The sequence below is a fragment of the Streptomyces sp. NPDC001406 genome, assembly GCF_042895285.1.
Taxonomy (GTDB): Bacteria; Actinomycetota; Actinomycetes; order Streptomycetales; family Streptomycetaceae; genus Streptomyces.
The window spans coordinates 511,123-534,421 of sequence record NZ_JBIAWG010000002.1 but is presented as its reverse complement, the minus strand read 5'-3'; the positions used below and the strand labels follow the sequence as shown (position 1 = coordinate 534,421).

20 protein-coding genes and 1 pseudogene are annotated in these 23,299 nt (G+C 70.5%); 11 read left to right on the top strand and 10 right to left on the bottom strand.

The window, feature by feature from the left end; translation table 11 throughout:
• Window positions 1–161: 161 nt before the first annotated feature.
• The 4 genes from ACFY1J_RS06510 to ACFY1J_RS06495 all read right to left on the bottom strand — a co-directional run bounded on the left by ACFY1J_RS06510 (window position 162) and on the right by ACFY1J_RS06495 (window position 3,948).
• Window positions 162–1,502 (bottom strand): radical SAM protein, encoded by a 1,341-nt coding sequence (locus ACFY1J_RS06510; RefSeq protein ID WP_390730781.1) that lies wholly within the window; start codon window positions 1,500–1,502, stop codon window positions 162–164.
• Window positions 1,503–1,560: 58 nt separating this feature from the next.
• The gene (locus ACFY1J_RS06505) at window positions 1,561–2,235 is read right to left on the bottom strand and encodes a pyridoxamine 5'-phosphate oxidase family protein (protein ID WP_390730780.1); all 675 of its coding nucleotides are present in this window, start codon (window positions 2,233–2,235) and stop codon (window positions 1,561–1,563) included.
• Between the two features lie 67 nt (window positions 2,236–2,302).
• Window positions 2,303–2,869 (bottom strand): hypothetical protein, encoded by a 567-nt coding sequence (locus tag ACFY1J_RS06500; RefSeq protein WP_390730779.1) that lies wholly within the window; start codon window positions 2,867–2,869, stop codon window positions 2,303–2,305.
• 71 nt (window positions 2,870–2,940) lie between these two features.
• A complete protein-coding gene (locus ACFY1J_RS06495; RefSeq protein WP_390707293.1) occupies window positions 2,941–3,948 on the bottom strand; it encodes a hydroxyacid dehydrogenase in 1,008 nt (335 codons plus the stop codon).
• A 106-nt stretch (window positions 3,949–4,054) separates the two neighbouring features.
• On the opposite strand from ACFY1J_RS06495, the gene ACFY1J_RS06490 reads away from it, so the two are divergent.
• The 9 genes and pseudogenes from ACFY1J_RS06490 to ACFY1J_RS06450 all read left to right on the top strand — a co-directional run bounded on the left by ACFY1J_RS06490 (window position 4,055) and on the right by ACFY1J_RS06450 (window position 16,609).
• Window positions 4,055–5,299, top strand: a complete 1,245-nt coding sequence (locus ACFY1J_RS06490) for an FAD-binding protein (protein ID WP_390707294.1) — start codon at window positions 4,055–4,057, stop codon at window positions 5,297–5,299.
• Between the two features lie 138 nt (window positions 5,300–5,437).
• The gene (locus ACFY1J_RS06485) at window positions 5,438–6,685 is read left to right on the top strand and encodes an ROK family protein (RefSeq protein ID WP_390707295.1); all 1,248 of its coding nucleotides are present in this window, start codon (window positions 5,438–5,440) and stop codon (window positions 6,683–6,685) included.
• Between the two features lie 11 nt (window positions 6,686–6,696).
• Entirely contained in the window at window positions 6,697–8,553 is a 1,857-nt protein-coding gene (locus ACFY1J_RS06480) for a glycoside hydrolase (protein ID WP_390730778.1), read from the top strand.
• Window positions 8,554–8,785: 232 nt separating this feature from the next.
• The gene (locus ACFY1J_RS06475) at window positions 8,786–10,051 is read left to right on the top strand and encodes an ABC transporter substrate-binding protein (protein ID WP_390707297.1); all 1,266 of its coding nucleotides are present in this window, start codon (window positions 8,786–8,788) and stop codon (window positions 10,049–10,051) included.
• A gap of 26 nt (window positions 10,052–10,077) precedes the next feature.
• Window positions 10,078–11,034 carry a carbohydrate ABC transporter permease gene (locus tag ACFY1J_RS06470; protein ID WP_390707298.1) on the top strand — a complete coding sequence of 319 codons (957 nt, stop codon included), beginning with the start codon at window positions 10,078–10,080 and terminating at the stop codon, window positions 11,032–11,034.
• A 50-nt stretch (window positions 11,035–11,084) separates the two neighbouring features.
• Complete coding sequence (locus ACFY1J_RS06465; protein ID WP_390707601.1) at window positions 11,085–11,900, top strand: carbohydrate ABC transporter permease; 816 nt, start codon at window positions 11,085–11,087, stop codon at window positions 11,898–11,900.
• Window positions 11,901–11,912: 12 nt separating this feature from the next.
• A complete protein-coding gene (locus ACFY1J_RS06460) occupies window positions 11,913–14,774 on the top strand; it encodes a glycoside hydrolase family 2 TIM barrel-domain containing protein (RefSeq protein ID WP_390707299.1) in 2,862 nt (953 codons plus the stop codon).
• Window positions 14,775–14,943: 169 nt separating this feature from the next.
• Window positions 14,944–15,912, top strand: a complete 969-nt coding sequence (locus ACFY1J_RS06455; protein WP_390707300.1) for a hypothetical protein — start codon at window positions 14,944–14,946, stop codon at window positions 15,910–15,912.
• Window positions 15,891–16,609: pseudogene (locus ACFY1J_RS06450) on the top strand (hypothetical protein). Before ACFY1J_RS06455 ends, ACFY1J_RS06450 begins: the two are co-directional and overlap by 22 nt.
• On the opposite strand, the gene ACFY1J_RS06445 reads toward ACFY1J_RS06450, so the two are convergent.
• From ACFY1J_RS06445 to ACFY1J_RS06430, 4 genes are all read right to left on the bottom strand, one after another.
• Window positions 16,596–17,021: an NUDIX hydrolase gene (locus ACFY1J_RS06445; protein WP_390707302.1), complete on the bottom strand. Its 426-nt coding sequence runs from the start codon at window positions 17,019–17,021 to the stop codon at window positions 16,596–16,598. The pseudogene ACFY1J_RS06450 and the gene ACFY1J_RS06445 overlap by 14 nt on opposite strands.
• A gap of 99 nt (window positions 17,022–17,120) precedes the next feature.
• Window positions 17,121–17,876: an isocitrate lyase/phosphoenolpyruvate mutase family protein gene (locus ACFY1J_RS06440; protein ID WP_390707303.1), complete on the bottom strand. Its 756-nt coding sequence runs from the start codon at window positions 17,874–17,876 to the stop codon at window positions 17,121–17,123.
• Window positions 17,873–18,334, bottom strand: a complete 462-nt coding sequence (locus ACFY1J_RS06435; protein ID WP_390707304.1) for a hypothetical protein — start codon at window positions 18,332–18,334, stop codon at window positions 17,873–17,875. Before ACFY1J_RS06435 ends, ACFY1J_RS06440 begins: the two co-directional genes overlap by 4 nt.
• Before the next feature lie 167 nt (window positions 18,335–18,501).
• A complete protein-coding gene (locus ACFY1J_RS06430; protein ID WP_390707305.1) occupies window positions 18,502–18,870 on the bottom strand; it encodes a VOC family protein in 369 nt (122 codons plus the stop codon).
• A gap of 121 nt (window positions 18,871–18,991) precedes the next feature.
• On the opposite strand from ACFY1J_RS06430, the gene ACFY1J_RS06425 reads away from it, so the two are divergent.
• A complete protein-coding gene (locus tag ACFY1J_RS06425) occupies window positions 18,992–19,816 on the top strand; it encodes a hypothetical protein (RefSeq protein WP_390707306.1) in 825 nt (274 codons plus the stop codon).
• Between the two features lie 153 nt (window positions 19,817–19,969).
• Window positions 19,970–20,332, top strand: coding sequence for a hypothetical protein (locus tag ACFY1J_RS06420; protein WP_390707307.1), 363 nt, complete (start codon window positions 19,970–19,972; stop codon window positions 20,330–20,332).
• Here the strand turns inward: ACFY1J_RS06420 and ACFY1J_RS06415 are convergent.
• Both ACFY1J_RS06415 and ACFY1J_RS06410 read right to left on the bottom strand, forming a co-directional pair.
• Window positions 20,277–22,004 (bottom strand): DUF2264 domain-containing protein, encoded by a 1,728-nt coding sequence (locus ACFY1J_RS06415; RefSeq protein ID WP_390707308.1) that lies wholly within the window; start codon window positions 22,002–22,004, stop codon window positions 20,277–20,279. The genes ACFY1J_RS06420 and ACFY1J_RS06415 overlap by 56 nt on opposite strands.
• A gap of 70 nt (window positions 22,005–22,074) precedes the next feature.
• On the bottom strand, window positions 22,075–23,127 hold the full coding sequence (locus ACFY1J_RS06410; RefSeq protein ID WP_390730777.1) for a rhamnogalacturonan acetylesterase: 1,053 nt from the start codon (window positions 23,125–23,127) through the stop codon (window positions 22,075–22,077).
• Window positions 23,128–23,299: the final 172 nt, after the last annotated feature.

The following is a 23,299-nucleotide window of genomic DNA, read 5'->3' as shown; positions in this document are numbered from 1 at the left end:
GCCGCCCGGCGCCGCTCCCTGCCGAATTCGACTTACGCGACGCCTCCGTACGCCCTGGGCTCCACTCCCCCCTCTTGTACGCACCGCAACCACGTTTCGACTCAGCGTTCTCACGGGCATCTTGCACACCGCCGGCGCCGCCGAGGAGGAGCCCTCCGGGGTCACACCTGCGCCGGCTCCTCCGCCGTGTCCGCCGTGTCCGCCGCCGGAAGGCTGTCCATGAAGGAACTCACCGAGAAGACCGCGCGGCCGGGGCCGGGCTCGCCGTACCCAGGGGGCGAGGACAGGCCGAAGTCGTCCATCGTGGCGCGGTAGGCCTCGAGGAGCCGGATGTGGTACTCCAGCGGCGCGCCCTGCGGGTTGGCCTTGCCCAGCGGGGTCGTGGGCTCCGGGCACCAGGTGGTGAAGCGGGGCGTGATGCCGTGCGACATGAAGAAGCGCAGGCCCTCGGTGGTGGACGCGATGGCCTCGTCGACGGTGGTGAAGCCGAAGGGCTCGGCCATCTCCACGCCGGCCACGAAGTTGGGGATGACATTGCGCGCGCCGAAGATCTCGGCCGAGTCGAGGATCCGCCGGTGCCACTCGTCGCGGCCGACGTAGCGCTCCTTGCCGGGGCAGTACAGCTCGAAGAGGCGGCGGTCCCAGACCTCGTAGTTGGGGTGGTAGATCTGCACCCCGTAGTCCTTGAACCGCTGCACGTCGTCCTTCGGCAGCGCCTGTGCCACCACCTTGCCGATCCACCGCCCCGGGAAGCGCTCCTCGATGGCCTTGGCGTAGTGCCCGTAGAAGTCGGCCTCGTCGCGGCCCGCGACCTTCGAGGTGATCGCGCCACCGGTGAGGGTGTAGGCGGTGGACGCCTTCTGGGTGTCGTACCGGTCGATGATCTCCAGCGCCTCCAGGACCTCCTCCACGTCCTTCACGCCGGTGTACGGCCGCCCGGCCGCCTTGTGCTGGCGCCAGTTGTGGTTGATGTCGCAGTACTGGCACTCCTCCTTGGCGCCGAAGTACTGGCACACCCGGAAGACGGTCAGGTAGATGAGGTAGCCCCACTGGATGGTGGGGGCCACCTCCATCACGGACTTCCCGTTGGAGAGGGTGTGCCGGTAGTACTCGGGCATGGGCGGGACGCCGACGTCGGCGATCCGCTTGCCGTCGAGGTAGAGCCCCAGGAGCCCCTCGTCGTCGGCTGCGACCCGGTACGGCGAGGTCGGGTTCACCCGCACCGACACGACGGTGCGCCGCAGGTCGTACGGCCCGCCGGTGAGGATGATCTCCTCCGGGGGCCGCCTGAGCGCGGCCTCGCCCAGTTCGGGCAGGGTGCCGTGGTCGAAGGAGAAGATGAAGTACGACTTCGGCTTGACCTCGCCGCCCTCGTTGTCGGAGAGGGCCGACGCGTCGAAGGCGACCCCGCCCCGGAGCAGGTCCTCCTTGAAGACGGCTTCCCGCGGTACGTGCGGGAACCTCTCCATCAGATCCTCGACCAGTGCGGTGCGGCTGCCCATCCCGTGTCTCCTCCCGGCTCAGGCGTTCGACTCCTCACGGTATGCCCCCGGGTGTGCGTCAGCCGTGCCGGGTCCCCTCGCGCCGCGCCACGTGTTCTGGTACGGCGGTGTCCGGCGGCAGCGCCGGGTCGGCCACCGGGACTCCCCAGACCGAGGTCAGGGGGAGGGTTCCGGCCCACAGGCCGAGCTCGGCGTCGGGTCCGTCGCCGTCGTCGGGCGGGCCGGTGCGGATCTTGACGGAGGCCTGTTCGAGGGAGAGGGCGAGCAGGGTGGTGGCGGCGAGTTCCCGGCGGTTCGGCTGCCGTGCGTACGACCACTGTCCCGGCGTCGCGTGCTCGGTGAGCCGGGCGAGGCCCGCGAGCTTCTCCTCGGGGTCGGTGACCTTGCGGGCCTCGCCGTGGATCATGGCGCTGCGGTAGTTGACCCCGTGCTCGAAGACGGACCGGGCGAGGACCAGGCCGTCGACGTGGGTGACGGTGACGCACACGGGCGTACCCCCCGCGAGACTGCGGCTGGCCACGGAGCCGTGCACATACAGCTCCCGCTCGTCGCGCCCGTACACGGTCGGCACGACCAGCGGCCGCCCCTCGACGACCACGCCGAGGTGACAGACGAAACCGGCGTCCAGGATCGCGTCCAGCTCGCGCCGGTCCTGGCTGCCCTGCTCGCGCAGTCGGCGGTGGCGGGTGAGGTCGGTCGTCGGCAGGAGGGCGGGCAGCGGATCGGAGGCCATACGCTGACGCTATCGATATCGCGGCGCCTTGACCAGATGACCGTCGATTACAGCAGTTCGCTCCACGTCATCCAACGAAATCCGCAGCAAGCCAGGGCGCTCCCGTAGCTGCGGACGCGGCCGAGGTGGGCGATGCGGTGGTGGCCGGCCGCCGGACGTGGCCGGTGAGGGCGCAGGCGCCGCCCTCGTCGTAGTGGTCGATGACCGTGGCGGGCATGCCAGGGCCGAGCTGCGGCCGGCCCACCAGGACCAGCCGGGAACCCGCCCGGTCCAGGCCGTGCACGACGCGGGTCATGCAGCCCCCGGTAGTGCTCACCCCCAGACCCGCCCACCACGGCGACCACGTCGGCGCCCGGCCCTCGGCCGCGGCCTGCTCCTCCACTCCGCGCGCGATGTGCGCGCGGAAGGGGCCGGTCACGTCGTCGACGACGCCGATGGTCTTGTTGGTGGCGGCACCGGGCGCACGGACGTGGCCGTTGACCACGTGGTCCAGCTTGCGCTTCGCCGTCAGGCCCCTGGCGCGGATGGCCGCGGTGACCGGACAGGTGCTGCCAAGGACCCGCGAGACAGTCGACGCACAGGCTCCGGCCCGCGCGGCCACTTCCCGCACCGTCGAGGTGTCCCCGCTCGCCACGGGCCGCGTCCGCTTCGTCGCCGTTCGGTTCTCGCTCCCCCGCTTGTCCGGCCCCCGCTACGGCGCGCCGCTCACGCCGCCCGTTCCAGAACCGTGTGGTCGACCGCGTGCCGCAGGCCCTCGCCGGACAGCAGCCGGGCGGCTTCCTCGGTGACCGTGTGGCCGAGGCGGGCCAGTTCGTTGCCCTGGGAACCTGCGAGGTGCGGGGTGATGAAGGCGTTGGGCAGGTCGAAGAGGGGCGAGTCGGCGGGCAGGGGCTCGGGGTCGGTGACGTCGAGGACGGCGGTCAGGCGTCCGGCGCGCAGTTCGGCGACGAGGGCGTCATGGTCGACCAGGGAGCCGCGGGCGGTGTTGACGAGGACCGACCCGGTCGGCATCAGGGCCAGTTCACGGGCGCCCAGGAGGTGTCGGGTCTCCGGGGTCTCCGGGGCGTGCACGGTGACGGTGTCCGCGGTGCGCAGCAGGTCGTCGAGCGGTAGCAAGGAGACGCCCAGCCGGGCGGCCTCCGCCTCGTCGACGTACGGGTCGGCGAGGCTCACCCGCAGGTCGTACGGGCGCAGCAGTTCGATCAGTCGGCGGCCGATGCGGGACGCGCCCACGATGCCGACGCGGCGGCCGTAGTTGCCGGTGCCGGGGACGATGTCGCCGTAGGGGAAGGCGCGCCGGGAGCGGAGCTCGTCGCGGAAGGCGAAGACGCCCTTCCCGGCGAGCAGGATCATCGCGAGGGTGTACTCGGCGACGGGCAGCGCGTTGGCCGTGGCCGCCGAGGAGACCGCGATGCCGCGCCGCCACACCTCGGGCGTGGTGAAACCCTTGACCGAGCCGGCCGCGTGCAGCACCGCGCGCAGCCGCGGGGCCGCGTCCAGGGCCGCCTCGTCCAGGCGGGGGCAGCCCCAGCCGGTGATGAGGACCTCGGTGCGGGCGAGCGCCTCCCGCAGCCGTGGGTCGGTGAAGTCCTCGGCCACCGCGGTGGGATCGATTTCTACGCACTCACGCAGTCGCGCGAGCACCTCCGGCGGAAAGACGTGCGGCACGTTCTCGGCCTTCATGGCGAACATGGCCTGGAGACGCTCGGGCAAGGAAGGGCCCTTCCGGCTCGGTGACGCACCGACAGCAACCGTTCTCTACGGTAGGTCGGGGCGGATGAGAGGGTCAATGGAGGCACTCACCGGGAGGACGACAGGGATGACGGAGACGGTCACCAACTGGGCGCGCAACATCACCTACACGGCCGGTGAGCTGCACCGGCCCGACTCGCTCGACGCGCTCGGAGCCCTGGTGAGCGGGAGTTCAAGGGTGCGGGTGCTGGGCAGCGGCCATTCCTTCAACAAGATCGCCGACCCGGGCGCCGACGGCGTCCTGCTGTCGATCGCCGGTCTGCCGCCGGTGCTCGACGTGGACACCACGGCCCGTACGGTACGGGTCTCGGGCGGCGTCCGGTACGCGGAGCTGGCCCGCGCGGTCCACGCACACGGCCTCGCCCTGCCCAACATGGCCTCCCTGCCGCACATCTCGGTGGCCGGTTCGGTGGCCACCGGCACACATGGTTCAGGGGTCGGCAACGGCCCGCTCGCGGTGGCCGTACGCGAGGTGGAGCTGGTCACGGCGGACGGCTCACCGGTGTCGATCGCTCGGGGGCAGGAGGGCTTCGACGGGGCCGTGACCTCGCTCGGCGCGCTCGGCGTGGTGACCGCGCTCGTCCTCGACCTGGAGCCGTCGTACGAGGTCGAGCAGCACGTCTTCACCGAACTGCCGCTCGCCGGGCTGGACTTCGAGACGGTGGCGGCGTCGGCGTACAGCGTGAGCCTGTTCACCGACTGGCGGAAGCCGGGTTTCCGGCAGGTGTGGCTCAAGCGGCGCACCGACCAGCCGCCCGCGCACTTCCCGTGGGCCGCGCCCGCGACCGAGGCGCTGCACCCGGTGCCGGGGATGCCCGCGGTCAACTGCACCGAGCAGTTCGGGGTGCCGGGGCCCTGGCACGAGCGGCTGCCGCACTTCCGGGCCGAGTTCACACCGAGCAGCGGTGACGAGCTCCAGTCGGAGTATCTGCTGCCGCGGTCGGCCGCCGTCGACGCGCTGAACGCGCTCGACGCGGTGCGTGAGACCGTCTCCCCCGTGCTGCAGACCTGTGAAGTGCGTACGGTCGCCGCCGACCCACAGTGGCTGAGCCCCGCCCACGGCCGTGACTCGGTCGCCCTGCACTTCACCTGGATCGCGGACACGGCGGCGGTGCTCCCGGTCGTCCGCCGGGTCGAGGAGGCCCTGGACGCCTTCGATCCGCGTCCGCACTGGGGCAAGGTGTTCACCGTCCCGACCGCGGTGGTGCGTGGGCGCTATCCCCGCATGGCCGACTTCCGCGCCCTGGCCCGGGCCCTCGACCCCGGTGGCAAATTCGCCAACGCCTTCGTACGGGATGCCCTGGGCGACTGACTTCGGGATGCCCTGCGGCCGACTTTATAAACCCCCTTTCCTAACCCCTTGTCGAAAGTCCTTCGCAGCCCATAGCCTTGCGCCGCGCCGGTGCCGTTGTGCCCGGCCCGGCCTGGACGGGATGGGAGGGGCAGCTCCGTGAAGCGCACATCACGTGACATCCGCACCGCGAACCGCTACGAGGTGCTGCGCCAGATCATCGCCGCGTCGCCCACCTCACGGCAGGAGCTGGCGTCCGCCACCGGACTGAGTCTGGCCACGGTCGCCACGCTCGTCGGTGAGCTGCTCGACCTCCGTATGATCACAGAGGTCGGTTTCGAGGACTCGGCGGGGGGTCGCCCCCGCGGTCTCGTGGCCGTCCACGCGTCGGGGGGCGCGCTGATCGGCGTCGACATCGCGGAGACGTACGTCCATGTCGAGCTGTTCGACCTGGCGCTGAACGTCCTTGCCCGCGCGGACGAGGACATGCGCCCCGGCGAGAGCCGCCCGGAGCAGGTGGTCGGCCATGTCGCGGCGGCCGTCGGCTCGGTGGTCGCGCAGGCGGGGGTGGAGGCGGCGCGGGTGCTCGGCGTCGGGGTGAGCGTGCCGGGCCAGGTGGACCGCGACACGGGCGTCTCCGAGTACGCGCCCAACTGGGACTGGCACGACGTGCCGTTGCTCGACCTGCTCTCCGAACACATCGCCTACCCCCTGTACTTGGACAACCCGCTGCGCGCCTGCGCGGTCGCCGAGCTGTGGTTCGGGGCGGCGCGCGGGCGCGGGGACGCCGTGGTGGTGAACCTCGGGACCGGAGTCGGCGCCGGACTGGCGCTCGGCGGCGGGCTGCACCGGGGTGTGAGCAACAGCGCCGGCGAGTGGGGGCACACCACGCTCGTCCTGGACGGGCGGCTGTGCCACTGCGGCAACCACGGCTGTGTGGAGACGTATGTCGGCGCGCCCGGCATCATGCAGAACCTGCGTGAACTGAGCCCGCGGAGCGCACTGTTGCACCCCGAGGACCAGACGGCCACGATCGACGCGCTGGCGCGCGCGGTCGACGCGAACGACCCGGTGGCCGTCAAGGTGGTGCGGGACACCGCCCGTTACCTCGGGGCCGGCATCTCCGATCTGATCAATCTCCTCAACCCCGAGGTGGTCGTGCTCAGCAGCTGGGTCGCCGCCCGGCTGGGCGAGCCGCTGCTCGGCGAGGTGCGCGAGGCCGTCGCCCGGCACGCGCTGCGGCGGCCGCTGGCCGCCACCGAGATCGTCCTCTCCCCGATCCCCACCGACCCGGTGTCCCTGGGCGCGGCGACGTTCGCGCTGGAAGGGGCGTTGCAGTCCGTCGGGCAGAGGAACGGAAGCAAGCGCACCACCCCCGTAAGGAGCCGTACCGCACCGCCTTCATGACGACGGAAGGGATGCACGTGTCTCACCCCCGCACCACGACTCCCCGCACCAGGAGATCGGTCCTCCTGACAGCCGCGGCCGCACTCGCCGTCGCCGGCCCCCTGATATCCGCCCCGCCCTCCTCGGCGGCCACCCCCACGACCGCCGAGGTCTCTCCCCACGCCGCCCAGACCATCGACGACATCGGCGCCTCGGGCGCCTGGTGGGTCAACGACCTGCGGAACTTCGACCCGAAGGTGCAGGCCCGGGTGGCGCGGCTGCTGTTCTCCTCCCAGGGCCTGGACCTCAGCGCGTACCGCTACAACATCGGCGGTGGCGGCACCGGCGTCAGCTACGCGCCCCGCGCCCCCGAGGACTTCCTGAACGACGACGGGTCCTACGACTGGAGCAAGGACGGGGCGGGCCGCTACTTCCTGTACGCCGCCGCGAAGTACGGCGTCGAGGACCTGATCGGCTTCGTCAACAGCGCGCCCGCCGAGTGGAAGACCAACAACAAGAGCTGCGGCGGCTATCTGAAGGCGGACAGCGAGCAGGACTTCGCCAAGTACGTGGCCGATGTCACCGACCACTTCGCCCGCCAGGGCGTCCGGCTCGACTACATCAGCCCCTTCAACGAGCCGACGAACAGCTTCGACTCCTGCGGTCAGGAAGGCATGCTCGTCGACCCCGCCCAGCGCGACGACATCGTGCGCGCCCTCGGCGCCGAGCAGCGTTCCCGGCACCAGCGGACGGGCATCATCGCCGACGAGTCCACCAGTACGGTCAAGTTCAACTCCGAGGTCCCGCAGTGGATCTCGCAGCCGGGCACCGCCCAGTACGTCGCCAAGCTCGCCCACCACACCTACGACAACCCCGGCGACGGGGACCGGGCGAAGGTCTACGAGACGTCCAAGGCGGCCGGCAAGCAGTCCTGGTCCACGGAGATCTGCTGCTTCGGCAAGGGCGGCACCGGCTGGGCGCAGGAGTACGACCCGACCATCGACGGCGGTCTGAACCTCTCCCGGATCATCTACAAGGACTTCGCGACCGCGCACGACTCGGCGTTCCAGTGGTGGGTCGCGCTGTCGGAGATGATCGGCAGCGATCCGCTGGCGAAGAACGGCGACGGCTGGAACGACGGCCTGATCTACTACGACCCGGACTACAGGACGAACGGCAATCAGACCCTGTACTTCACCAAGCGCTATTACGCGCTGGGCCAGTACAGCAAGTTCGTGAAGCCGGGCGCGGTCGCGCACAACGTGACCGGCGCACCGGACGGCGTCGAGGTGTCGGCATACGACCGGGACGGCACGTGGGTGGTCGTGGTGAACAACCACAACTCCACCGACACGGCACTCGATGTGCACTTCAACAGCAGGTCGCCGCTGCGGGCGACGAAGGCGGTGCGGACTTCGGCGGACGAGAACTGGGCCGACGTGGCCAGGCCTTCGGTGCGCGGCGGCACGATGTCCGCCACGCTCGCGGCCCGCTCCGTCACCACCTATGTCCTCGACCGCCAGGGCCACGGCAGCACGGCCCTCACCGGCGCCCTCCAGGGCAAGCAGTCCGGCAAGTGCCTGACGGCCGACGCCTCCGGTACCACGATCACCGGCTGCACGGGCGCCGCCGGGCAGTCGTGGTCGTTCGACGCGAAGGGCACCCTGAAGGGCCTCAACGGCTATCTGACGGCCGGGAGTTCCGGGCTCGCGACAGCGGCCGCCACGGGTGATGCCACACAGCGCTGGCTGCTGAACTCCAACGGCCAGATCGTCAACGAGGCGACGGGCAAGTGCCTGGACGTCGGCGGACAGGCGACCACCGACGGCAGCGCCGTGATCCTCTACAGCTGCAACGGCGGCACCAACGAGGCCTGGACCAGGCAGTAACACCCCGCTGGACCGAGGGCCGCCGGCCACACCCCTGACCCGGCGGCCCTCAACTCCCTTGCCATTTCCTCACGTTCGGGATTCCGAACCGGATGCAACGCTTCGAACAGACTTCGTCCAACCCCTTGCCGAAGCCTTAGCCGAAGGTTAACGTCCCGCTCCGCACAGCACATCCGAGCCATCTGGCCCAAGCCGTAGAGCCGCAGCCGCACTTCGAGACAAGGACGTCAGCATGTCGGCAATGAGCAACAGCAACTGGTCCCGCAGATCACTGTTCCGCGCCGCCGCGGGCATGGCCGCCGCCGGCACACTGGCCGCGTGCGGCAGCAACAACGGCCGTGGGGGCGGCTCCGGTTCGGGCAAGAACCTCGTGCAGTACTTCCACGCGTACGGCGAGGCGGGCACCGAGCAGGCGATCAAGCGCTACGCGAAGGCGTACAAGGACGCGAGCGTCACCACGCAGTGGATCACCGGCTCCAACTTCGAGAGCAAGCTCTTCGCCTCGCTGCTCACCGATCAGGCGCCGGACCTGTTCGAGTTCCACCCGCAGCTCCAGCTCGTCAAGAGCGGTCAGGTGGCCGATCTGACCGACATCATCGAGCCGGTCAAGTCCGACTTCAACCAGGCCGACATCACGTCGCACACGGTGGACGGCAAGATCTACGGCGTCCGCATGATCGACGACCCGCAGTTCTTCTTCTACCGCAAGTCGCTCCTGGAGAAGGCGGGCATCCAGGCGCCCACCACCCTCGACGAGCTGATCGAGGCCGCCGCCAAGCTCACCACGAGCAAGGTCAAGGGCCTGTTCCTCGGCAACGACCTGCACGCGGTCATCAACCCGCTGATCTGGTCGGCCGGCGCCGACACCCTCGACGCGAAGAACGAGATCGCCTACCACACCGACGGCGTGGTCGAGGGTCTGAAGAAGATGCGCAAGCTCTTCACCAGCGGGCACCTGCTGCTCGATGCCCCAGCCGACTTCTGGGACCCCTCCGCGCTCAACCAGGGCCTGTGCGCGATTCAGTTCTGCGGCATGTGGGCCATGCCGCAGTTCCAGCAGACCCTCGGCGACGACCTCGGCATCATGCCGTTCCCGAAGGTCACCGACGCGGGCAAGCCGTCCGTCTACAACGGCGGCTGGTCGATGTTCGTCAACGCCAAGGGCAAGAACGTCGACGCGGCCAAGGAGTACGTGAAGTGGCTGTGGATCGACCAGAAGAAGTACCAGGAGGACTGGGCGACCTCGTACGGCTTCCACATCCCGCCGCGCACCTCCATCGCGCAGTCCGCCGCCAAGCTGAAGTCGGGCCTGCCGGCGGAGGGCGTGAAGCTCTTCAACGAGTACGGGCACTTCGACAACATCGGCTGGACCCAGGCGATGATCACCGCCACGGAGAACGTCTTTGCCGACTGCGTCCGCAAGGGCGGTGCCCCCGAGGCCGCGCTCGACACGTGCGACAAGACGGTCGGCGCCGAGCTCAAGAAGCTCTTCGGATAGACCGCCGGACGGACACGGACCACGACATGTCGACGACCACCACGCGTGGCCTCGCGAGCCCCGCCCCGGCCAAGACCCACAAGGCCCGGCCGCGGCGGGGGCTGCGGGGCAGCCGCACGTTCAACTTCTGGCTCTTCACCAGCCCGTTCCTCATCGGGCTGATCGTCTTCGTCTACATCCCCATCGGCTGGAGCGTCTACCTCAGCTTCTTCGAGGCCCGCTTCACCGTGACGCCCAGCGACTTCGTCGGCCTGGACAACTACCGGCAGATGCTGACGGACAGCAACTTCACCGGCTCGCTGGTCACCTTCACCGTCTTCGCCGCGTTCGTCGTGCCCACCACCTGGGCGGTCTCACTCGGCCTGGCGCTGCTGGTGAACCGGCTGCGCTTCATGCGGGCGTTCTACCGGTCGGTGTTCTTCCTGCCGACGGCCTGCAGCTATGTCGCCGCCTCGCTGATCTGGAAGATGTCCATCTTCAACGGCGTACGTTTCGGCCTGGCCAACACCGTCATCGGCTGGTTCGGCGTGGACAACGTCGCCTGGCTGGCCAACCCCGACCCGCCCTGGTACTGGCTGGTCATCCTCACCGCCCGGCTGTGGCTGCAGTCCGGCTTCTACATGATCCTGTTCCTGGCCGCGCTGCAGAACATCCCGCGGGAGCTGTACGAGGCCGCCGCGATCGACGGCGCGAAGCCCGGCTGGCAGACCTTCCGCCACATCACACTGCCGCAGCTGCGCGCCACCTCCACGGCCGTGATCCTGCTGCTGCTCGTGGCCGCCTACCAGGCCTTCGACGAGTTCTTCAACCTGCTGTCCAAGACCACCTGGGGCCGACCGCCGCTCGTCGAGCTCTACTACACGGCCCTCGGCCAGAACCAGAACTACGGAGCGGGCAGCGCCGGAGCGGTGATCCTGACCCTGCTGATCTGTGTCGTGACCCTGTTCCAGGGCAGGATCATGGGCTTCGGAAAGGGTGACTAGCCCCAGTGACCACCATCCCGGAGCGCCGCGTCCGGCGCGGTGGCGGAGTGATGAGCTCCACCGGCCTGTACGTCGCCATCAGCGTCGCCGCGTTCTTCTTCCTCGTCCCCTTCTATCTGCTGATCCGCAACGCCCTCTCCACCGATCCGGAGATCACCGGCGAGAACTGGAAGTTCTTCCCCACCCACATCCAGTGGAGCAACATCACCGAGCCGTTCGACGACCCCACGGTCGACTTCGGACAGTCGATGGTGAACTCGCTGGTCGTCGGCATACTCCACACGGTCGGCACGCTCTTCGTGTGCTCACTCGCCGGCTACGGCCTGGCCCGTATCCCCTACCGGCACGCCAACAAGATCTTCTACGCGGTGCTGGTGACCCTCATGGTCCCGGCCGCCGTCACCTTCGTGCCCAGCTTCGTGCTGGTCTCGTCCCTCGGCTGGGTGGACAGCTACCGCGGTCTCATCATTCCGGGCCTGTTCAGCGGTTTCACCTGCTTCCTCTTCCGGCAGTACTTCCTGGGGTTCCCGAAGGAGCTGGAGGAGGCGGCGCGCGTGGACGGGCTCGGCTACTGGGGCGCGTACTGGCGTGTCGTCGTCCCCAACTCGCTGAACTTCTTCGCGGCGATCGCCACGATCACCTTCATCAACGGCTGGAACTCCTTCCTGTGGCCGCTGGTCATCGGCCAGGACCCCAGCGCCTGGACGGTCCAGGTCGCGCTCTCCTCGTACATGACCAACCAGACCGTCAACTACCACCTGATCTTCATGGCCACCGCCATTTCCATCCTGCCCCTGCTGTTCGTCTTCCTCTTCCTCCAGCGCTGGCTGGTCCAGGGGATCGCACAGACCGGCATCAAGGGCTGAGCTAGGAGACCGATGTCTTTCCGCACCTCCCCGTCGGCCATCGATTACGTAGAGGACGTGGCACCCGGCTCCGGGGCACTGCCGCCCCGGGCCTGGTACGCATCCTCGGACGCCGCATCTCTTTCCCTGAACGGCAGTTGGCGTCTTCGTGTGTCGGCCACCGCCGACGCCGAGGACGACTCGTTCGCCGAGCCGGGCTTCGACTCCGGCGACTGGGCGGAGGTCTCGGTCCCCGGCCACTGGGTCCTCCAGGGCCATGGCTCACCCATCTACACCAACCATCTCTATCCCTTCCCGGTCGACCCGCCCCACGTACCGACCGAGAACCCCACCGGTGACCATCTGCACATCTTCGACCTGCCGTCCGACTGGCCGTCGGACGGGGGCGCGGTGCTGCGTTTCGACGGCGTGGAGTCCTGCGCGCGCGTCTGGCTGAACGGCACGGACATCGGCGAGTTCAAGGGCTCCCGGCTGCCGCACGAGTTCGCGGTCGGCCAGCTGCTGAAGCCCGCCGGCAATGTGCTGGCCGTACGGGTCCACCAGTGGTCGGCTGGTTCGTACCTGGAGGACCAGGACCAGTGGTGGCTGCCGGGCATCTTCCGTGACGTGACGCTGCTGCACCGGCCGGCGGGTGCCGTCCTCGACTTCTTCGTGCACGCCTCCTACGACCATGTCACCGGCGAGGGCACCCTGCGCGTCGACTCCGACGTGGACGGCCGGGTCACCGTGCCGGACCTGGGCGTCGACATCGCGACCGGCGAGCCGGTGACGGTCCCGGTGCGGCCGTGGACCGCGGAGACACCCCAGCTGTACGACGGTGTGCTGGCCACCGAGGGCGAGCGGGTGCCGCTGAGGATCGGCTTCCGGACGGTCGCGCTCGACGACGGCCTGATCAAGGTCAACGGCCGGCCGGTCCTCTTCAAGGGCGTCAACCGGCACGAGTGGCACCCGGAGAAGGGCCGCTCCCTCGACCTGGAGACCATGCGCGAGGACGTGCTGCTGATGAAGCGGCACAACATCAACGCCGTGCGCACCTCCCACTACCCGCCCCACCCGGCCTTCCTCGCCCTGTGCGACGAGTACGGCCTGTGGGTGATCGACGAGTGCGACCTGGAGACCCACGGCTTCACCGAACAGGGCTGGCGGGACAACCCCGTCGACGACGAGCGCTGGACCCCGGCCCTGCTCGACCGCGCCGCCCGCATGGTCGAACGCGACAAGAACCACCCGTCGGTCGTCATCTGGTCGCTCGGCAACGAGGCCGGCACCGGCCGCGGACTCACCGCGATGGCCGAGTGGATCCACGGCCGGGACTCCTCGCGGCTGGTGCACTACGAGGGCGACATCAACTGCCGTGACACGGACGTCTATTCACGGATGTACGCCGACCACGCGGAGGTCGAGCGGATCGGCCGCGGCCTGGACGGCGGCACCCGCCGACGCCGCGAACTCCCCTTCATCCTCTGCGAGTACGGCCATGCCATGGGCAACGGCCCCGGCGGCATCGCCGACTACCAGCGGATCTTCGAGTCCTACGACCGGCTCCAGGGCGGTTTCATCTGGGAGTGGATCGACCACGGCATCAAGGACGAGCGGTACGGGTTCGCGTACGGCGGCGACTTCGGCGAGGAGCTGCACGACGGCAACTTCGTCTGCGACGGGCTGCTGTTCCCCAACCGGCGGCCCTCCCCCGGGCTGATCGAGTACAAGAAGGTGATCGAGCCGGTCCGTATCGACGGCGACGGCGCCGACGGCACCGTCCGGGTCACCAACCGGCAGGACTTCGCCGATCTGTCCGCGCTCGCCTTCGCGTGGTCGTACCAGGTGGACGGCGAGACGGTCGCGTCGGGCGGCCTCCAGGTGCCCACCCTGGCACCCGGTGGGTCGGCCGACGTGAAGCTGCCGGAGGCGCCCTCGGCCGCGCACGGTGAGACCCAGTGGACGGTACGGGCGCTGACGGCCGCCGACACCCCGTGGGCACCCAAGGACCATGTGGTGGCATGGGGCCAGTTCCCGGTGTCGGCGCGGCAGACTCCGTCCGTCGTCGCGACCGACGGGCCGGCGCTCGGCGAAGGGCTGATCACGCTCGGCCCGGCCTCCTTCGACGCCCGGACGGGCGCGCTCAGAACCGTCGGCGGCGTGCCGGTCACCGGTCTGCGTCTGGACGTGTGGCGGGCGACCACCGACAACGACGACGGCGCCGCCTGGCAGACCGACGTCCGCTACGGCCTGCTCTGGCGGAAGCTCGGCCTGCACCGGATGCGGCACCGGCTCGACGGCGTGGAGCTGGGCGACGACGCCCTGACGGTACGCGCCCGGGTGGCGCCCGCCGCCCGGGAGGTGGGCCTGTCGACGGTGTACCGCTGGACGTCGGACGGCAACCGGCTGAAGCTGACCGTGTCCGTGTCCCCCGAGGGCGACTGGACGGTACCGCTGCCGCGGCTCGGCATCCGGCTCGGGCTGTCGGCCGCCGACCGTGTGGAGTGGTTCGGCGGCGGTCCGGGCGAGGCGTATCCGGACACCAGGTCGGCGTCGGCGGTCGGCCGCTGGCAGTCGACGGTGGACGACCTGCAGACGCCCTACGTGCGTCCGCAGGAGAACGGCGCCCGCGCCGACGTCCGCTGGGCGGAGATCGGCGGTCTGCGCGTCGAGGGCGACCCGGAGTTCTGGTTCACCGCCCGCCGCTGGACCACCGAGCAGCTGGACGCCGCCGCCCACCGCACCGACCTCACCCCGGGCGACACGGTCTGGGTCAACCTCGACCACGGCCAGCACGGCATCGGCTCCCAGTCCTGCGGCCCGGGCCCCCTGCCCCAGTACTACCTGGGGGCCGAGCCCACCGAGTTCTCCTTCGTCTTCTCGGAGGTCAATTGACCGACACGGTCCGGAGGACCCCCGCGGCCGGCCGACGCGGGGGTCCCGGGGCGTCCCCCCGGAAATCTCTGCACCCGGCCGGCCACGGTCGCGTCCTGCGTCGGCTTCGTCCTGATCGGCATGCTCCAGGCGCTCCGAACCGCACGAGGTAACGGCCCGGCCCACCTCGGTGGGCACCGCGTACGGCCTGCACCTCATGCTCGACCTCGGTGTGCCCGACGGACGTCTGCGCACGGGCGAGCTGGTGGAGACCCTGTGGCGGGTGCGGCTGCCGGACGGCGGCTGGTCGGCACGCTCACAGGGGTCGAGGTCCCGCCCGGAGGTGACCGCCCTGGTGCTGGGCGCGCTGGCCCGGGCAGGCGTCTCCGGGGAGCGCCTCGCCTCGGAGGTGGCGCGCTGTGAGGCCGGGTTCACCCCTGAACTGGACCGCGTCGGGCGGGCGTTGACCCATGTCGTCACCACCGTGCTGCGCGGGCTGCTGCGCGCCTCGCCCGGGTCCGCGGCGATCCCGGTGCTGCGCGACGCCCTGATCGCCGGTGCGCTCGGCGACCCCGACCGCCGGCACCGCCATTGCTGGAGTCACCGGCTGTCGCCGCTGCCCTGGCCCTCGCCCGCCGCCCGGCCCTCCCCGGCACACACCGCACAGGCCGTGGTCGCCCTCGACCGGGTGGCCCGCGTCCTGGGCGAGGGCTCCGCGGCACGCTCCGCCCGCGAGGACGGCATCCGCTGGCTGCTGGCCTGCCCGGCCGCCGCTCACGACGGCTGCCCGGACCTGGCCAATGTGCGGGAGGAGGTCCGCAGACCGCACCCGGACGACTCCGGTCACCACAAGGTGCCGAACGTACGGCACTTCACCGCGGCCTGGGTTCTGCGCGCGCTGCTGACTCTGAACGGTGCGGCGGCTGCGGTGTGGCCGGGACCGACGGACGGCATATGGTCCGGGACCGGGGGACGGCACCACCCTGGCCGCAACGGAGGATCTGCACCAGCCGATGTGGATGACCCATCAAGGCCTTTCGGCGCTGCGGGCCCATGCCGTATGGATGTATCAGCCGAATACCTGAGCGCTCAGGCTCACAGGGAGAAGGAAGTCGACGGAACGCGAAAGGGCGGTGCATGGGCGGTCGGCAGATCCTGACGGCACGGCGGCTGCTGGCCGAGGCACTGGACGGTGAGCTGACCGAGCACGAGACGGTGGCCGCGGCCCGGTCGGTGATTGCCGAACTCGGCGCTCCGGAGCGGCTGTTGGAGCTGGTCGCGGAACTCGCCTCGGGCGAGGGCGATCCCGAGGGCTGCGCCCGGCTGTCGTATCGGCACGTCCTCGGCTTCGACAAACTGCTGCTGATCGACGGCGGCCCCCGGCACATGCTGCGCGCCCACCTCTGGCACCCGGGCACGGGCGCCGACGAGGACATCCACAACCACCGCTCCCCGCTCGCCTCCTACGTCGTCCGGGGTCGGCTGGCCATGGAGCTGTACGAGGCGGACGGCGCGGGCGGAATCACGGCGGACCGCTACGAGGAGACCCTGGCGGAGCGGTCGGCGGACTGGATGCTGGAGCGCACCGGTCCGGCCCGGCTACGGCTGACGCAGGCGGCGCGGTACACGGCGGGCAGCTCCTACGCCCTGCCGGCCCACACCCTGCACCGCGCATGGTGCGACACGGACGCGCCCACGGTGACGCTGTTCCTGGCGACTGGAGCCGGACGGCGGCGCCACACCGATGTGTTCACGGCGGCCGGACCGCACCGGGCGCGGTGGTCAAGCAACCGATGGACGTGCCCGGCTATCTGACGGCGCTCGGCGCTCTGGCGGAACTGCTCAGGAGCTCGTGAGGGCCTGGCGTACGACGTCCAGGTTGTACGCGTCGATGTCGACGGACGACAGCTCGTCCGGCGTCAGCCAGGCGCACTCCTGGTCCCGCTCGGGGAGGACGACCTGCCGGGACAACGGCCTGACCAGGAAGTTGTCCTGCCAGTTCTTGACCTCGTGCCCCTGGTAGTCGCTCACGAAGGACGACTGGCCGACCCGGCGTACAACCTCGCCGAGCAGCCCGGTCTCCTCCTTCAGCTCGCGCAGGGCGCCGTCCCGGGGGCTCTCCCCCTGCTCCAGCTTTCCGCAGGGCACGCCCCACACGCACGGCAGGAACCGCTCCCGCTCACTGCGCCGCACCAGCAGGACCCGGCCCCGTTCGTCCATCACGACGGCGGCCGCCAGTCGCCTCTCGCCGGGGATCTCCATGTCCATGGTTCCTCGGTCCCTCGCCGGTGATGAGTCCAAAGGGTGTGATACCCAGGAAAGCTTCCGCCGTACCAGGATCGCCCGATCGGGTCTGTGCCCTCGCTCTCACCCCGGCCGGCGCTCAAGGGCCCGTACATCGTCGTACGAAGGTGTCGTTCCGCCGACGACCCGCCCGGCCGCAATATCGTCCACGGCGTCCAACGCGGCGCCCAGCGCCCGCCGGTACAGCAGCGAGCCGAGACTGATCCGCCGTACGCCGAGGTCGGTGAGGTGGGGGACGGTGGGACCGGCGGGCGAGTAGAGGATGTTGAGGGGGACGTGGAGGTGCCGCACCAGGGCGCCGATGCGCTCGGGGTCGGTCAGCCCGGGGACGAACACACCGTCGGCACCCGCCTGTTGATAGGCGTCCAGCCGCCGGAAGGTCTCCTCTCCCTGGCCCAGCCAGTACGTATCGGTACGCGCGTTGACGAAGAGCCCGGGCGCGGCCGACTTGACCGCGGCGATCTTCGCGGCGTGCAGGTCCACGGCCCCGAGCCCGTCTTCGAGATTGACACCGACCGCTCCGACGGCCCACAACTCCCGTGCGAACTCTCCTACTTCTTCAGGCTCGTCGCTGAATCCGCCCTCCGCGTCCACCGAGAGGAGGAAGGGTTCCGTCCCGAGGGTGAGGGCGAGCCGGAGGGTGTGCTCGCGGGTCGCGGCCGCGCCGTCGGGCAGACCGGCGGCCGCGGCGACACCGAGACTCGTGGTGCCGATGGCGGCGAAGCCGCGCGCGGCGAGGGCGGCCGCGGAGGCATGGTCCCAGGCGTTGGGCAGGAAGAGGGGCTCGCCCGGGCGATGAAGACCGCCGAACGAGGTCATGAGAGCCTCCCGACGGCGTCGGCGTAGTACCGGGATCCCCCGAGGTGGTGGGCGAGTTCGCGAAAGCTCCAGCCCGCGCCGGGCGAGTCGTCGAGCTGCTCGTCGGTCAGCGCGTCCAGGCGGTCCGCCCAGATACGCGCGAGCCGCGCGAGCCGGCTGCGGGCCTCGTCGAGATCCTCGGAAGTGAAGGGGGCGAGGTCCGCCGCAGTCGTGATCGCGGAGGCGTGCCAGTGGTCCGGCTGGGGTGTCTGCCCCACCAGCCGGGCCTCCAGCTCGGCCAGGTGGTCGATCAGATGGTCCGCGGTGCGACGGATCGCCTTGTGCGGGGTGTAGACGCGGTCGTCGATGTGTGCGGTCGTACCGTCCCAGACGGTCCAGGTGGCGGCCAGGTCCAGCACATGGTCGACCATGGCGATGATGACCTCGGCGGGTGTCTCCGTTGCGATGTCGGCGCTCATACGAAGACGCTAGGCCCCGGTCACTTCGGCGCCTGCCGAACTGTCCCGCACCTGCTGTTGGCGCTCCGCCACACTCTGCGGTCCCTGGCGACTCATGACTGGCCATCGGCGCCCGGTCAAAACGCCACGCCCCGTTCGCTCCGGCGCCCGCCGAACCGTCCCGGGACCTACTTTCCCCGCTCCGCCACCCCACGCTCCACGCAGAACTCGTTGCCCTCCGGGTCGGCCAGTACCGCCCAGCCCGTGCCGTCCTCCCGGCGTCGGTCGTCGACGAGTGTGGCGCCGAGGGCGAGCAGGCGTTTGACCTCCTCGTCGCGGGTGTGGTCCTGGGGCTGGAGGTCCACGTGGACGCGGTTCTTGACGGTCTTGGGGTCGGGCACGGTGACGAAGAGCAGTCCCGCGGCCTCGATCAGTGCCTCCGGGTCCCCGGGATGGTCGTCCTCGTGCACGGGCTCGCCCAGTACCTGGGACCAGAAGGAGGCGAGCGCATAGGCGTCGGCGCAGTCGATCGTCACGTGCCGGATCTTGGAAGTCATGCGTCGGATTCTGGTGCGTGCGGAGGAAAAGGGAAAACGAATTCGACAACCTTTCCGGGGCCGGCGGCGACCGGAAGGCATGACTTCTGCACAACGCACGACACGTCACCGCCGTGTCCGGGTGGCGCGCAAGCCCGCCATCGGCGCCCTCGCGGCCGCCGGTCTGCTCGCCGGGGCGTGGTACGCCACCGCCGGGGCCGCTACCACCGCCTCGCTCGCGGTCACCAGTACATCGGTCGCTCTGCCTGCCAAGTACCCGTATCTGTCGGCGGGTTACAACAACGTCCGCGAGTGGAACCGTACGGCCACCGCGGTGGCTCCCAACGGCACCCTGCGCGTGGCCTGGCCCGCCTCGGACGGCGTCCATGTCACCCCACTGACCCCGGCCGGGAAGCGCTCGGGTGCGGACACGGTCGTCAAGGGCGCCAAGGAGCTCGGCGGCCTGGTCGCGCACGACAACGGCTTCGCGCTGCTCACCCGCGTCTGCGACAGCAACAAGTGGAAGGAGACGGCGGCCGCGATCGTCCGCTACACGAACGGCACGAAGACCTGGAGCACCAAGCTCACCGGCACCGCCTCCCACGACACCGCCCCGACGCTGGACGGACAGCTCACCTGGAACGGCAGCAAGTACGGCGCCTACTTCGTCGTGCACGGCGCGGGCGGCTTCGCGGACGGGCACTACGGCGACAAGCTGTCGTACGTGAGCCCCAAGGGGCCAAGCTCGGCGGCGGTTGGGGCTGGGGGTGCAGCCACAACGAGGGCATCGCCCTGCACGCGGAGAAGTCCGGCGCCTTCACCTCCCTGTGCTTCGACGACTGGCGTTCGGGCCTGTTCGTCTCGACCGGGATCGGCGCCCCGGACGTGGCCCCGGTCGTACAGCGGGAGCAGTGCTGGGCGGGGTACTGCGGTGGTACCTTCCCCAGCCGCACCGGTGACCTGGTGAAGTCCGCCACCGGCAGATACGCGACCGCGTTCGCCTCCCGCGGTGCCGCTTCCGCCAAGAAGAACCCGGCCGACTCCAGCGGCCGCGGCTGGACGGTCACGCCGAGGACGAGCACCCACCAGGTGGCGATCGCCTTCCTCACGAACCGCAACTTTGGCCCCGGCAAGGCAATCTACCCTGTCGAACACCAAGGGCACCGAGCACGTCGACGTGCATCTCGCCCCGTACGGCAAGGACAAGCTGCTGCTGTCCTGGGAGTCCCTGAAGAACGCCAAGTGCGCCGCGGGCACCTGCACCGGCACCTTCACGGGCACCCATCTACGGCTCGTCGACTGGAACGGCCGGTTCGTCGGCGCGGACAAGGTGGTGAGCGCCCGTATCACCGGTGACCTCGCCGTGGCCAAGGACGGCTCCCTGACCTGGGCCTACGCTCCCGTCACCCCGTCGTACGCCACCAAACTCAGCGGGGCGTCACCGACCACGAAGACCCTGCGGATCGCCCGTCTGACGCCGTGAACCGGAAATGACGGACCGGGCCCCCGGCCCAGCTCACGCTGAGCTCGTACGGCCCCCGCACCTCGACGGAGACCAACTCCCCGAGGGGCAGGGGGTCCGGTTCGCCGGTGAGACGGGCCAGGGCCACGAACAGGGTCGGGCCGTCGCCCGTCGTACCGGAGAGGGCGAAGTCGCCGGACAGGCCGTGGACCGGCACCAGTTCGGCGTGCTCGTCCTGCCACGGCACCCAGCCGGTGATGCGGACATCGGTCCCGGGTGCCGCGCCGGTCACCAGATGGGCGCGCACCTCCGCGGCACCCTCGGCCACCACGAGGCTGGTGACCTCGGTCCCGCCGCCGGCGCCCCCCGTGGTGTACCGGGACGCAGCCCAGCCCTCCCCCACACCCAGCGGGACGATGCCGGTGCGGGCCGCGTCCCCGCCCACCATCACAACGTTGTCGGGCGGCGAACCGAGCGGCCGCGTGACCGTCGAATAGGCGAACCGCGTGTAGTAGGGGTCGTAGCGGACGTCCTCGCTGCCGTGGTTGTGCAGCCGGACCACACCGTCCGAACTCGTGGACTGGAGCAGCCAGTTGGCTCCGGCGACCGGGGTCACCGCGTCGGTCCGCTCGGCCGGTCCCGGTTCCTCGGCCGCCGTCCACACCGCGTGGTCCGCGGGCAGGAGCAGTCCGAGGAAGCCCTTGCTCGCCCAGTAGGGGGAGGCCGGTCCCGAATAGCCCTGCAGGAGCGCCTCGTCGGGGCCGTGCCAGCCGAGGGTGAGCAGACCGTGCTCGTCGACGGCCTCGCGGTCCAGGAAGTACTTCAGCGCGCCGGAGGCCAGTCGGCGGGTCTCCCCCGGCGCAAGGGGCGTACGTCCCGTGAGCGCGCCCAGCCACAGCGGGGCCGTCGTCGCGAACCGGTAGGTGAGGGAGCGGCCCTGGAGCATCGGGGCGCCGTCGCCGCCGAACAGCCGGGCGTAGTCGGCGAGATGACGTTCGAGCCGGCCGCCGTACAGGTCGAGGAGCGCGGCGTCGTCCGCCAGCCAGGCGTGCAGCACCGGATACAGGTGCATGGCCCAGCCGTTGTAGTAGTCGAAGGCGCGGCCGGGGCCGTCGCTGTACCAGCCGTCGCCGACGTACCACGGCTCGATGCGCTCCAGGCCCCGCTCGACGGCCTTGCGGGAGGCGTCGGCCTCGTACCCGATCTCCTGGAGGAACCCGCCGACCGTGACCGGGAACAACTCCCAGTTGCAGGGCCAGGGTTCGGCGGTGAGCGCGTCGGCCAGCCAGGCGGCCGCCCGCTCGCGCACGGGCTCGTCCAGCCGGTCCCACAGCAGGGGCCGCGTCAGCCGCAGGGCGAGGGCGATCGAGGCCGCCTCGACCAGGGGCTGGCCGCGGTCCTCGATGCGCGGCCAGACACCCGAGGCCCCGGCGGCGAGGCCGTCCGCGTAGCGTCCGAGGGCGTTCTCGTCGCGGCGGAAGGCGGCCAGCAGCAGCGTACGGGCGTATCCCTCCAGGCCGTCGGAGAGGCGGCCCGACCAGCTCTCGTGGTCACCGGGGAGGTGGTAGAGGGCGCGGTCCCCGGTGGCATACGGCTCCACCGCGACGAGCAGGGCGTCGGCGGCGGCCTCCCAGTGGGCGCGGGTGTATCCGGTGCGCGGGCTCAGGGTGCGGTCGGGCTGGGGCAGGTGCATCGGCGGTGTGTGTCCTTCCAGCGGGGCCGGCCTGGGGCGCCCCGGTTCCGGTCGGGACGCCCCAGGGGTTTCATCCCACCCTCACCTTGCCCTTCGGCACCAGATGCAGGGCGAGAAGTTCCTCGCGGACCAGGCTCGCGTAGGCCGTGGCGCCGCGTAGGGAGGTGTGCGTGTTGTCCCGCTTCTCGTTGTAGAGGTACAGCGCCTTGGAGCCCTCCACCCCCAGGGACTCCACCAGCGACTTCGTCCGCGCGGTGAGGTCGATCAGCGGGAGGTCCTCGGCGGCGGCCACGGAGCGGATGACGGCCGGGTGGTCGACTCCGAGGCCGTTGACCAGGAGGGCAGTGTTGTTGTTCAGCGTGCCGTCCGCGTTGAACCAGCGGCGCACGATCGGCGTGACGAGGACCGGCTCCCCGCCCATCTCCCGTACACCCGCCACCAGTGTCTCCAGATTCGCCCGGTACGTCGCCCCGTCCGTCGTCTTGTCATTGTGGGCCAGTTGCATCAGGACCAGGTCGCCGGGGCGGATCAGCGGCTGGACGGTCGCCCACAGCCGGGGGTCCTGGAGATAGGTGACCGTACTTTCCCCGGAATCCGCGTAGTTGGCGACGGAGATGCCTCTGCGGAGGTACTGCGGGAGCTGCTGGCCCCAGCCGGAGTAGGGGTCGCCGGGCTGGTCGCAGACGGTGGAGTCGCCGATGAGGATGATCCGGCGGGAGTGGGGAGACGGGGTCACGCGGATGTCGGCCAGTGCGGGTGCCGTGCCGCCGATGGCCAGGTCCAGGCCGGGAGTTCCGTCGGCGCCGGTCGGTTCGCCCTCGGGGGTACGGACGTCGACGGTGAAGCTGCGGGTGACCTGCCGGCCCGCGTCCGCGGGCGTCTCGGGGAGGAGGGAGCGCCGGGTCTCGCCGTTGATGCTCGTGCTGGAGGCGGCCTCGCCGCCGAGGCGGACCCGTACGTCGTAGGTGCCGGGTGGCACGTCGAAGTGGCAGGCGGTGGCGGTGCAGTCGGCGATGCCGAGCGGCGGCTGCCGGCCATGGGCCCGGGCGGGCGCCGCCGCCAGGGCGGTGCTCAGGATGACCGCCGCCGGCACGGCGATGCGCATGGCGCTGAATCGTCTCACTCGTGGCTCCTCCGTCACGGCGACAAGGCCTGGCGGCTGGACCGTACCGCGATGGACAAGCGCTTTCTAGACCTTGGACCAATTCCCCGAGACTGCCAACTCCAAGCCAGCGAAAGCCCTTTCGCGAAATCGATTCAACTGTCACTCTGCGAAGCACCGGTACCCCCACACC